This is a genomic window from Streptomyces sp. NPDC034084, assembly GCF_055575535.1.
The window spans coordinates 120,066-130,900 of the sequence record NZ_JBVISK010000012.1; the positions used below are offsets into that span (position 1 = coordinate 120,066).

Genomic DNA, 10,835 nt, shown 5'->3' on the forward strand with positions numbered 1-10,835 from the left:
GCCCGTCGCGGGAGCACCATTAAGCACCCGGGGGACCCCGTGGAGCAGACGAGAAGCAGCCAAAAACCGTTGTCGCGCGGCCCGTTCGCTTCCCTACACTCCCGTCACGGCGCACCGACCGGTGTGCCGTCGTGAGACGTCCGACCGAGGGGAGACGACCGTGCGTTGCCGTAACGCCGCCGCCGTGTCGTCCGCCCGTGCCCGGTACGACGTGATCCTCGCCTCCTCCGCCGAGCGGTGACGGCTGCGCGCCCGTCATCGCCGCCCGTGACGCCGTCAGGCCCCTGACCGTCGTCTCCGGGAATCGCGCTGCCCTGTTCTTCACACGACGCAGCAGCGAAAGGCACGACACCGTGCGTACCACCACCACACCCGGCATCCGCAACCTCGGCATCCTCGCCCACGTCGACGCCGGAAAGACCACCGTCACCGAGAGGTTCCTCTACCTCACCGGTGCCACCCACAAGCGCGGCGAGGTCCACGACGGCACGACCGTCACGGACTTCGACCCGCAGGAGCGGGACCGGGGCATCACGATCTTCGCCGCGGCCGTCAGCTGCGACTGGGCCGGCCACCGGATCAACCTGATCGACACGCCCGGTCACGTCGACTTCTCCGACGAGGTCGAACGCTCGCTGCGCGTCCTCGACGGCGCCGTCGCCGTCTTCGACGCCGTCGCGGGCGTCGAACCGCAGAGCGAGACGGTGTGGCGCCAGGCCGACCGGCACGGAGTCCCGCGCCTCGCGTTCGTCAACAAGCTGGACCGGGCCGGCGCGGAGCTCGACGCCGCCGTGGCGTCGATCCGGGACCGCCTCGGGACCGTCCCGCTCGCCGTGCAGCTCCCCATCGGCCGCGAGGACGGCTTCACGGGCGTCGTGGACCTCGTCCGGATGCGGGCGTACGTGTGGGCCGACGGCGCCGACACCTTCGAGGACCTTCCGGTCCCCGAAGAGCTCCGGGACGAGGCCCGGCACCGCAGGCGACGCCTGGAGGAGACGGTGGCGGAGCTGCACCCGGGTGCCCTGGAGGAGTTCTGCGAGCGGGACGCCCTCTCCGGGGCGACCCTCACGGGCGCCCTCCGGGACCTCACCCTCTCCGGCGCGGCCGTGGTCGTGCTGTGCGGCTCGGCGTACCGCAACCGGGGCATCGAGCCGCTGCTCGACGCCGTCGTCGCGTACCTCCCGGCCCCGTCGGACATGCCGCCGGTGCGCGGCGAGGTGCCGGCGGACCCGGAGGCGCCGTTCACCGCGCTCGCGTTCAAGGTGAACGCGACCGCGACCGGCCGCTTGACCTACCTCCGCGTCTACGCGGGCACGCTCGGAAAGGGGGACACCGTGCTCGACACCACCGCGGGGCGTACGGAGCGGATCGCCCGCGTCCTGCGTGTCCAGGCCGACCGGGCGACGGAGGTGGACGTGGCGCGCGCCGGGGACATCGTCGCCGTCGTCGGGCCGAAGTCCGCCCGTGCCGGGTCGACGCTGTGCGCCCCGGACGCGCCGGTCGTCCTCGAACCGCCGACGACCGCCGACCCGGTGGTCTCGGTCGCGTTGGAGGCCCGCCGCGGCACGGACACGGGCCGGCTCGCGACGGCTCTCGCCCGGCTCTCCGAGGAGGACCCCTCGCTCGTGGTGCGGTCCGACCCGGAGACGGGCCAGACCGTCCTGTCCGGTCTGGGCGAGCTGCACCTGGAGGTCGCGGTGGAGAAGCTGCGGCGCGACCGGGGCCTCGAGGTCACGGTCGGCCGGCCGCAGGTCGCGTACCGGGAGACGGTGGCGAAGGGTGTCTCCGGTCTGCTGTACCGCCATGTCAAACAGGACGGCGGGGCGGGCCAGTTCGCCCATGTCGTCCTCGACGTCGGGCCGGCGGCCGACGACGAGTTCGTCTTCGGTTCCACGGTCACGGGAGGCCGGGTTCCCCAGGAGTACGTCCGCGCGGTCGAGGCCGGCTGCCGGGACGCGCTCGTCGAGGGTCCCCTCGGCGGCCATCCGGTGACGGGTGTCCGGGTCACGCTCACGGACGGCGCCACGCATCCGAAGGACTCCTCGGAGATGGCGTTCCGCGCGGCGGGCCGCTTCGCCCTGCGCGAGGCGCTCCGCGCGAGCGTGATGACCCTCCTCGAACCGGTGGCGGAGGTGACGGTCACCGTGCCGGCCGAGTCGGTCGGCCCGGTCCTCGGTGACCTCGCGGCCCGCCGGGGCCGGGTCACGGACTCGACGACCCGCTCCGGTACGGCGGTGGTCTCGGCGACGGTCCCGCTGGCCGAGCTCTTCGGCTACGCGTCCCGCCTCCGCGGCCGCACTCAGGGCCGGGGCACCTTCACCACCCGGCCCGCGGGGTACGCCCCGGCCCCGTAGGACCGGAGCGGGCGGGGCTCCTCGTCACCGCCCTCGCCGGCGGCGAGCCCGTACGGCGCCGGAGGTCCCGGCGCCGTACGGGAGTCGCTGGGTCTGGTTCCGTACACCCGCTTGAAGGCCGCGCTCAGCCCGAACGCGCTCCGGTAGCCGACCTGTCGGGCGATCGACTCCACGGTGGCGTCTGTACGGGCCAGCAGGTCGGCGGCCAGGGCGAGGCGCCAGCCGGTCAGGTACGTCATGGGCGGTTCGCCGACGAGGTCGCCGAAGCGGCGGGCGAGGGTGGCGCGGGAGACGCCGGTCTCCTGGGCGAGGGTGGCGACGGTCCACGGGCGCGCGGGCCGGTCGTGGAGGAGGCGCAGGGCCCGGCCCGCGACGGGGTCGCCGAGGGCGCGGTACCAGGCGGGCGGGTCGGCCTCGGAGCGGGCGAACCACTCCCGGAGGGTGGAGAGGAGCAGGAGGTCCAGGAGCCGGTCGAGGACGGCCTGTTGGCCGGGGTCGTCGCGGCTGATCTCGTTGTCGGTGAGTTCCAGGATCGGTCCGATCTCGCCTTCCCGGGGGACGACGAGCACGCGGGGAAGCCCTCCGATGAGCCGTTCGGAGACCCGGCCGTCGACCTGGTAGCTGCCGGTGAGGAGGACGGTCGTGCCGCCGGGGGCGTTGGCGCAGGTGCGGAGGCCGAGGATGACGTCCTCGCTGACGTCCTCGCCGTCGGCGGTCGTGCAGTGGCCGGGGTGGACGACGTAGAAGGGCGGGGTCTCCGCGGAGCCGTCGTCGGTCACGGAGAACGGCTCCGCGCCGGTCACGAGGGCCACGTCGCCCGGCCCGAGGGCGACGGGTGCGACATCGCCGCCGGGGACGACCCAGCCGGAGCCGCGGAGCACGGTGACGATGGCGAGGGGCGTCCGGTGGGCGAAGCCGATCGACCAGGGCGGGGCGAGGATGTTGCGGTTGAACAGGGCCCCGTCGGAACGGACTTCGTACAGCAGGCTGGCGAGCGGATCCACCCCGCCGAGTCTAGGGCGTGAGCGTCTGGGACATCGAAGTGAGCGTGCGGGCCATTCCGCGACTCACCGGCTCGCCGGTTGACTGAGCGCATGACGACGACGAACACGAAACCGATCCTGGTCCTCGGCGGAACGGGCAAGACGGGCCGCCGCGTGGTCTCCCGCCTCGAGGAGCGCGGTCACGAGGTCCGGGCGGCGTCCCGCAAGGGGGCCGTCCGCTTCGACTGGAACGACGAGAACACCTGGGAGCCGGTGCTGGAGGGTGTGGGCGCGGCCTATCTGGTCGACTCGATGCAGAGCGACGCGGCGACCTCGATGCGCGCCTTCGGCAAGCTCGCCGCGTCCGGCGGGGTCGAGCGGCTGGTCCTCCTCTCGCACCGCGACTGGGTGGCGGCCGAGGGCGAGGAGAAGTTGCCCTGTGAGCGGGCGGTGCGGGAGTCGGGCGCGGAGTGGACCCTCCTGAAGCCGGCCTGGTTCGCGCAGAACTTCGGTGAGGAACCGTTTTTCCACGGGCAGGTGCTGGACGGCGAGCTGGTGTGGTCCACGGGGGCGGGCACGGAGCCGTTCGTCGACGCCGACGACATCGCGGACGTCGCCGTGGCGGCGCTGACCGAGGCCGGTCATGCCGGGCAGGCGTACGAGCTGTCGGGACCCCGGCTGTGGAGCCTGGGTGCCGTGGCCGAGGAGATCGGCCGTGCGACGGGCCGGGAGATCACGTACCGTCCGGCCTCACCGGAGGAGTTCACGGCGTACGCGGAGCGGCACGGCCTGCCGCAAGATTTCACCGCCCTGATGAACCTGCTCTTCGGCTGGATCGCCGAGAACCGTTTCGCCACCCTCGGCGACGGCGTGCAGCGGGCCCTCGGCCGCGAACCCCGCGACTTCTCGGAGTACGTGCGGGCCACGGCCGCGACCGGGGTCTGGTCCGTGTAGCGGGTGTCGTGGTGATGACGCCGGGCGGTCAGGCCGGCGCCCCGAACGCGTGTGCCAGGATGCGTGTACCTGCCCGCCATCGGTATGAGGAGCGACCTTCATGAGTACCACCCCGTCCGGATACCTCTCGGAGCTGTTCTCGCTCGACGGACGCACCGCCCTGGTCACCGGCGGGAGTTCGGGCATCGGGAAGGCCATCGCCGGGGCTCTCGCCAGGGCGGGGGCGAGCGTGGTGATCGTGGCGCGCAAGAAGGCCGAGCTCGTCGCGACGGTCGACGAGCTGACGGCCGACGGCTGCCGGGCGGCCTGGGTGAGCGCCGACCTGGGCACCCGGGAGGGCGTCAGGGCGGGGGCCGAGGCCGCGGCGGCCGTCTTCGGGGAGCCGGACATCCTGGTGAACTCGGCCGGGATCAACCTCCGTCCGCCGTTCGGCGAGTTGGACGAGGAGGTGTGGGACACGACGATGGCGGTGAACCTGGAGGCGCCGTTCCTGCTGGGCCGGCGCTTCGGTCCCGGGATGGCGGAGCGCGGCTTCGGCCGGATCATCCACATCACGTCTCAGCAGGGGCACCGCGCGTTCGTGCAGAGCGGGGCGTACGGGGTGTCCAAGGGGGCTCTGGAGTCGCTGGCCCGCTCGCAGGCCGAGGCCTGGTCCCCGTACGGGGTCACCGCCAACACCCTGGTCCCGGGCTTCGTGATGACCCCGCTCAACCGGCGCCTCTCCTCCGACCCCGAGAGGGTCGCCGCCCTGGCCGCGCGCACCATGGTCGGGCGCAACGGCCTGGCCGGGGACTTCGCGGGGGCGGCCGTCTTCCTGGCGAGCGCTTCCTCGGCGTACGTCACGGGCCAGTCCCTCTTCGTGGACGGCGGGTTCTCCGTCCACTGAGGCACCGGCGGTCAGGCCGGGGAGCCCGCCCAGTCGGCGAGGCGCTGGGCGCAGGCCGCCAGGGCCTCGGCCGTGGCACCGGTCGTCGCGGACAGCGCGGCCGACAGGGTCAGGGCGGGGCCCTCGGTCTCGCCGCCCACCGTCACGGCGCAGGTGACCGTCGCCGCCGGGCCCTCCGTGCCGGGCGGGGCGGACACCGTGAGGGTCAGTTCGCAGGACCCCGGCCGCGCCCCGGCCGCCTCGATGCGGGCGGTCATCGCCTCGTCGAGCGGCTCGGCGTTGGCCTCGAGCGCCCCCGGGCGCAGCGGGAACTCCTCGTCCACGGCCACGACGCCGATCCCGCGCAGGGTGGTGGCCCGCAGGTGCAGCGCGCGGGCGCCGAACACGCCCGTGCTGTGCAGGACGTAGACCGCGACGAGCGCGGCCCGCACCGCCGCGCCGAGCCCGTTCGCACGGCCGGGAAGCGGGAAGCGCCACCGGGGCGGGCGGAGTCGTACCGGCGCGACGCCATGGGCGAGCGCCGTCAGGCCGTCGTGGACCGTCTCGCCGAGCAGCCAGGGCCCTCCGGGGCCCAGCATGAGGAGCCGGCCGTGCTCGTCGACCGCGAGCGGCGCGTCCGTGTCCGTACGGCCGAAGGGGAAGAGCCGTACGCCGAGGGAACCGGCGAGCCGGTTCAGGGACGGGACGTCGTGGCGGGCCTGGCGGGGGTCGACGACGCTGCCGACGGCGGCGACCTCCCGGCCGCCGGTCGCGGCGGGCAGGACGGTGAGGCCGTGGAACTCGCGAAGCGCCCGCTCGGCGGCGGGGAAGAGCTCCGCGCCGACGGTCACCGTGACGAGGACCGCGAGCATGGCGGCGTCCCCGGCGTCGCGCCCCGGCCGCCAGCCCGCCTCCGTCAGTACACCGGTCATGCCTGGTCGTGGAGGATCGTGACGCCCAGCCGGTCGAGGAGCGCCGTGCAGGAACGGCAGACGTCCGCCTCGGTGCCGTGCTCGGGGTCGCCGTGCGGGCGGATCTTGCGGGCGACGATCGCCGCGCCCGCGAAGTGCGGAACGGCCTCGTCGAGGGTGGCGGCACGGCCGTCACCGCGCTGCCGGTCGAAGCCGTAGAGCTCGTCGGAGACGAGGGCGGACTCGGCGCAGTAGCCGACGAAGGGCTCGCGCAGAGCCGGCGGGAGCCCGTCGAAGAACTCCCGCACGGCGGGGTGGAGCTGCGGCTCGCCGTCACCGGTGAGGTTGGTGTGGCTGGTGATGGTTCCGTGGATGAGCAGCGAGGCCGCCGTACCGGGGATGAGGTCAGACATAGAGGTCCTCCGCGTCCTGCATGGGCCAATTGAAGAGGCCGATCATGGCCTCGTGCTTCCCGGTGCCCATGTAGTAGTTGCCGAAGCTGTTCATGTTGAAGAAGCGGCCCTGCTCGTCGATGACGAGCACCTCGCCCTCCCCCGAGTCCCAGCCGATCGGGAAGACCCGCGCGCCCAGGCCACGGCTCAGCTCGGCGATGTCCTCGAAGAGGTCGCTCCATACGGGGACAGGGGTGAAGTGCAGGTGCTCCTGACGCTGGACGTCGTGGGTCACGCGGAGGCCGGCGTGCTCGGTCAGGAAGTCGGTGGCGGCGGCGAACGGCTCCACCGGGTGGCCGCTCTTCCGGCTCTCCTCGACCACCTCGGCCACGAACGCCGCGGCCTGTTCCTCGGCTTTCCGGCCGGGAACCCAGCCGTACTCGCCGAACCAGGCGTCGACGTCCGCGGGAACTTTGACGCGGGGCATGAAAAGGGCTCCTAACCTGCGAAGGCGGTGATGCCGGCCATGTCGAGGGCGATCGCGCACGACCGGCACGGCTTCTTGTAGTCGTTGTGCGAGAGTTCTCCGCGCGGGTCCTTCCCGATCTGCACGGAGTACATCTGCGCGCCGTTCATCGCGTCGCGCAGGTGGTCGAGCGTACTGATGTTGGTGCCGCCCGGGTCGAGCTGGCGGAGCCGGTCCGAGAGGAGCACGGCCTCGGCGCACTGCCCATGGCCCGCGCCCAACCTGCCGTCCCCCGCCTCGATCTTGGCTTTCACCTGGTCATAGAGGTCCTGCACCGCCGGATGCAGATCGGGTTTGTTCTGGCCCTCGAACTTGGTCGCGCTGGTCTGGCTGGTGACGACGCCGTCGTGGAGCAGCCCGCCGGCACAGCTGTTGTCCTTGACGAGGTGCTCGCCGACCGGGAACCTGGTCTTGGCCAGGTCGATCTGGTGCTTCGGGTCCTCCTTGTTGTCCGGGTCGGCCCGCCGCGCCCGATCGGCGAGGTCGCGGGTCTCCTGGACGAGGGCTTCGCGCTGCTGCTCGGGCGTGAGGTGGCTGACGTCGAGCGGGTCGGTGCGGTGGTGGCGCATGGTGCCGGCCGAGCTGCCGTGCCACGGCGGGGCCGGGGTGATGCGCTTGCCCTTGGGGTCGTCGCCGGATCCGGAGCCGCCGTTGCCGCCGCCACCACCTCCGCCACCGCCGCCGCCTCCACCGCCGCCGCCCTTGTTGTCGTGGTCGCCCTTGCGCTGGCGGGCGAAGCGGTCGCGGAGGTCGTCGTCGGTGTTCTTGTGGTCGACGGAGATCTGCTTGACGACCTTGGGGAGCGTCTGCCCGACGTGGTCGCCCATCGACTTCGCGGCCTTGGTCAGGGCCTCCATCGCCTTGTCGGCGATCGGGTCGATCGCGTCGGCGATCGAGTCACGGCCCCGGGTGCGGCCGTGCGCGGTCTTCGCCTTCGTGAGTTTGCCGGCCGTCTTGCCGTGGATCCTCACGCTGACCGTGTTGAGCTGGGTGGAGGCGTGGGTGTGCTCGGCGTGCTCGATGTGCAGGTTCTTCAGGCCGCTGCCCTTCGAACCTCCGCCACCGGCTCCGGCCGAGGCCAGGTGCATCGCGTCCTTGCTCGACTGCACCCCGTCCTTGAAGCCGTCCGTACCGGCGTTCTTGGTCTGGCCGAGGTCGACCCCGTCCTGCAGACCGATCGCCACCGCGCCCAGCTGCACGACCAGGTCCGCCGCCATGCCCTCGAGCGCGGCCACCGCCGGCTCGGTCATCGCCGCCACGACGTAACCGACGGCCTCCTCCACACACTCCTTGATCAGCCGCTTGATCACCTCCTGCGTGGCCCGCATCGCGCCCGCGCCGATCAGCGCGGACAGACCGCCGGTGACCGGGATGAGGGAGATCGCGATGCCCGCCTCGGAGGCGAGGTAGCCGAGCTGCACCAGCGCCGCGAGCTTCATGCCCTCGATCGCGCCGGCCGCCGTGTCCAGGCCGCCCGCGATCGTGCGGGCCGCACCGGAGATGTCCTTGATGTGCTTGCTCTTGACCTTGGACCAGTGCTCGTTGAGCGCGTCCATCGACTCGCCCTGGCCCGAGGACAACAGCCGCTCGAAATGGTTGTTCGCGAGCTGACCGTCGTCCTCCAGGTCGTCCGCGAACTCCCGGAGCGCGTCCGCCATCTCGCGGTACGCGTCCTCGTCGACGTTCGGCCAGGCCACACCGATCAGATCGAGAAGGGTGTCGGCCCAGTCCGGAACCGTGACAGCCACGTTTCTGCCCCCCGTCGCAGGCTGTTTGCAATCCGCAACAGTCCTACCACAGGGGGCAGCTGACGAACCGTCCGGGTCAGCCCTCCTCGGGCTCCAGGCGCAGCGAGATCGAGTTGATGCAGTACCGCTGGTCCGTCGGGGTCGGGTAGCCCTCGCCCTCGAAGACATGGCCCAGGTGGGAGCCGCAGCGGGCGCAGCGGACCTCGGTGCGGATCATGCCGTGCGAGGTGTCCGCGACGAGTTCGACGGCGGCGCTGTCCTTCGGGTCGTAGAAGGACGGCCAGCCGCAGTGCGACTCGAACTTCTCGTTCGACGTGAAGAGCTCCGCCCCGCAGGCGCGGCAGGAGTAGACGCCCTTCGTCTTCGTGTCGGTGTACTCACCGCGGAACGCGGGCTCCGTGCCGGCCAGCCGGAGCACCTGGTACTCCGACGGGGTCAGCTGCGCCTGCCACTCCTCGTCCGGCTTCTCGACCTCGTACGCCATCGTTCGTCCACTCCCTCAGTTCGACAGGCGGGCGAGGATCTTCGGACCGAGGTCCGTGACGTCGCCCGCGCCCATCGTGAGAACGAGGTCGCCGGGGCCGGCCATTCCCGCGATGACGTCGGGGACCGTCTCCTTGTCGTGGACGGGCGTGACGTCGGCGCCGGCCCGCTCGGCGGCCGCGATGATCAGTTCGCTGGTGATGCCCGGGATCGGGTCCTCGCGGGCCGGGTAGATGTCGAGGACGACGGAGGCGTCCGCGAGGGCCAGCGCGTCGCCCATCTCCTTGCCCAGCTCCTGGGTGCGGGAGAAGAGGTGCGGCTGGAAGACGACGAGGAGGCGGGAGGCGCCGGCGGCGCCCCGCATGGCCTCCAGGTCGGCGGTCATCTCGGTGGGGTGGTGCGCGTACGAGTCGATGACCTGGACGCCCCTGGCCTCGCCCTTGAGCTGGAGGCGGCGGCCGACGCCCGTGTAGGCGGTCAGGGCCTGGGCGAGCTCGGCCGGGTCGATGCCGACGCGGGCGCCGGCGGCGAGGGCCGCGGCGGCGTTGTGGGCGTAGTGGCGGCCGGGGACGGAGACGGTGAAGGTGTGCTCGGCGCCGTCGAGGAGGACGGTCACCTCGCTCTTCATCCCGTTGGGGACGATCTTGAGGATGCGCGCGTCGGAGTCCTCGGACTCGCCGACGGTGACGATGTCCAGGCCGTCGCGGTCCGCGACGCGGCGGGCCAGTTCGCGGGCGCCCGCGTGCTCGCCGACGACCAGGGTGCCGCCGGTGCGGATCTTGGCGGTGAAGGCCTCGAAGGACTCGTAGATCTCGTCCATGGAGGCGTAGTTCGCGTGGTGGTCCAGCTCGACGTTGAGGACGATCGCGACCTCGGGGTCGTACTTCTGGAAGCTGCGGTCGCTCTCGTCGGCCTCGGCGACGAAGACCTCGCCCGCGCCGTGCAGCGCGTTGGTGCCGGGACCCGCGAGGTCGCCGCCGATGGCGTACGAGGGGTCGAGGCCGAGCTCGGTGAGGGCGACGGCGAGCATGGAGGTGGTGGTCGTCTTGCCGTGCGTGCCGGCGACGGCGATCGCGCGCAGGCCGTCCATGAGGGAGGCGAGCGCGTCGGAGCGGTGGACGACGGGGATGCCGAGCTCGGCGGCGCGGGCCAGCTCGGGGTTGTCGGCGCGGATGGCGCTGGAGACGACGACGGCGGAGGCGTCGTCGGCGAGGTGCTCGGCGGCGTGGCCGATGTGCACGGTGGCGCCGAGCGCGCGCAGCGACTCGGCGGTCGCGGAGTCCCTGGCGTCGCTGCCGGCGACCTTGGCGCCGCGCTGGGCGAGGATCTTCGCGATGCCCGACATTCCGGCACCGCCGATGCCGATGAAGTGCGGCCGTTCCATGGCGGCGGGAATGGCGGGTGCCATGCGGATCTCTCCCCGGTGTGCGTGGTTCTGGAAGCCTCCAGCCTAGTGGCTCCGGCCGGAGCCCCGGCGGTCGGCGGGTCCGTGCCCCCCGCCCCGTGCGGGGCGGGGGGCACGGACCCGCCGGGGTGCTTCGCCCCGTCTGCGCACCAGCCCCCCACCCGAAAAACCCAACCCTCGTCGTGCCCGAGAGAACACCCCCCCCCGCAAACCC

The 10,835-nt window shown here is 72.6% G+C and carries 10 protein-coding genes and 1 pseudogene; 3 read left to right on the forward strand and 8 right to left on the reverse strand.

Annotated elements, in window-relative coordinates; translation table 11 throughout:
- The first annotated feature begins 353 nt into the window (after positions 1-353).
- Positions 354-2,354, forward strand: coding sequence for an elongation factor G (gene fusA, locus ACZ51I_RS30910; RefSeq protein WP_468882487.1), 2,001 nt, complete (start codon positions 354-356; stop codon positions 2,352-2,354).
- Here the strand turns inward: fusA and ACZ51I_RS30915 are convergent.
- A complete protein-coding gene (locus ACZ51I_RS30915) occupies positions 2,300-3,358 on the reverse strand; it encodes a cupin domain-containing protein (protein WP_468882489.1) in 1,059 nt (352 codons plus the stop codon). The genes fusA and ACZ51I_RS30915 overlap by 55 nt on opposite strands.
- Positions 3,359-3,448: 90 nt before the next feature.
- Here ACZ51I_RS30915 and ACZ51I_RS30920 point away from each other — a divergent pair, with 90 nt between their 5' ends.
- Positions 3,449-4,291 carry an NmrA family NAD(P)-binding protein gene (locus tag ACZ51I_RS30920; RefSeq protein ID WP_468882491.1) on the forward strand — a complete coding sequence of 281 codons (843 nt, stop codon included), beginning with the start codon at positions 3,449-3,451 and terminating at the stop codon, positions 4,289-4,291.
- Positions 4,292-4,391: 100 nt separating this feature from the next.
- Positions 4,392-5,177, forward strand: a complete 786-nt coding sequence (locus ACZ51I_RS30925) for an SDR family NAD(P)-dependent oxidoreductase (RefSeq protein WP_468882493.1) — start codon at positions 4,392-4,394, stop codon at positions 5,175-5,177.
- Between the two features lie 11 nt (positions 5,178-5,188).
- Here the strand turns inward: ACZ51I_RS30925 and ACZ51I_RS30930 are convergent, their stop codons facing one another.
- From ACZ51I_RS30930 to murC, 7 genes and pseudogenes are all read right to left on the reverse strand, one after another.
- Positions 5,189-6,088 (reverse strand): SUKH-3 domain-containing protein, encoded by a 900-nt coding sequence (locus tag ACZ51I_RS30930; protein ID WP_468882495.1) that lies wholly within the window; start codon positions 6,086-6,088, stop codon positions 5,189-5,191.
- Positions 6,085-6,480, reverse strand: coding sequence for a YwqJ-related putative deaminase (locus tag ACZ51I_RS30935; protein WP_468882498.1), 396 nt, complete (start codon positions 6,478-6,480; stop codon positions 6,085-6,087). The genes ACZ51I_RS30930 and ACZ51I_RS30935 overlap by 4 nt, the downstream gene beginning before the upstream one ends.
- A complete protein-coding gene (locus ACZ51I_RS30940) occupies positions 6,473-6,946 on the reverse strand; it encodes an SUKH-3 domain-containing protein (RefSeq protein ID WP_468882500.1) in 474 nt (157 codons plus the stop codon). Before ACZ51I_RS30940 ends, ACZ51I_RS30935 begins: the two co-directional genes overlap by 8 nt.
- 11 nt (positions 6,947-6,957) lie before the next feature.
- Complete coding sequence (locus ACZ51I_RS30945; RefSeq protein ID WP_468882524.1) at positions 6,958-7,554, reverse strand: YwqJ-related putative deaminase; 597 nt, start codon at positions 7,552-7,554, stop codon at positions 6,958-6,960.
- 111 nt (positions 7,555-7,665) lie between these two features.
- Positions 7,666-8,733, reverse strand: a pseudogene (locus tag ACZ51I_RS30950) (WXG100-like domain-containing protein); the annotation flags it as partial.
- A gap of 76 nt (positions 8,734-8,809) precedes the next feature.
- Positions 8,810-9,217 carry a peptide-methionine (R)-S-oxide reductase MsrB gene (gene msrB / locus ACZ51I_RS30955; protein WP_468882502.1) on the reverse strand — a complete coding sequence of 136 codons (408 nt, stop codon included), beginning with the start codon at positions 9,215-9,217 and terminating at the stop codon, positions 8,810-8,812.
- Positions 9,218-9,232: 15 nt separating this feature from the next.
- Positions 9,233-10,624 (reverse strand): UDP-N-acetylmuramate--L-alanine ligase, encoded by a 1,392-nt coding sequence (gene murC, locus ACZ51I_RS30960; protein WP_468882505.1) that lies wholly within the window; start codon positions 10,622-10,624, stop codon positions 9,233-9,235.
- Between the last annotated feature and the right edge of the window lie 211 nt (positions 10,625-10,835).

What these genes read in the sequence shown, in the direction of transcription:
- ACZ51I_RS30920 (WP_468882491.1), top strand. Translation starts at nt 3,449, where the DNA reads ATGACGACGACGAACACGAAACCGATCCTGGTCCTCGGCGGAACGGGC.
- ACZ51I_RS30925 (WP_468882493.1), top strand. Translation starts at nt 4,392, where the DNA reads ATGAGTACCACCCCGTCCGGATACCTCTCGGAGCTGTTCTCGCTCGAC.
- ACZ51I_RS30930 (WP_468882495.1), bottom strand. Translation starts at nt 6,088, where the DNA reads ATGACCGGTGTACTGACGGAGGCGGGCTGGCGGCCGGGGCGCGACGCC.
- ACZ51I_RS30935 (WP_468882498.1), bottom strand. Translation starts at nt 6,480, where the DNA reads ATGTCTGACCTCATCCCCGGTACGGCGGCCTCGCTGCTCATCCACGGA.
- ACZ51I_RS30940 (WP_468882500.1), bottom strand. Translation starts at nt 6,946, where the DNA reads ATGCCCCGCGTCAAAGTTCCCGCGGACGTCGACGCCTGGTTCGGCGAG.
- ACZ51I_RS30945 (WP_468882524.1), bottom strand. Translation starts at nt 7,554, where the DNA reads ATGCGCCACCACCGCACCGACCCGCTCGACGTCAGCCACCTCACGCCC.
- msrB (WP_468882502.1), bottom strand. Translation starts at nt 9,217, where the DNA reads ATGGCGTACGAGGTCGAGAAGCCGGACGAGGAGTGGCAGGCGCAGCTG.
- murC (WP_468882505.1), bottom strand. Translation starts at nt 10,624, where the DNA reads ATGGCACCCGCCATTCCCGCCGCCATGGAACGGCCGCACTTCATCGGC.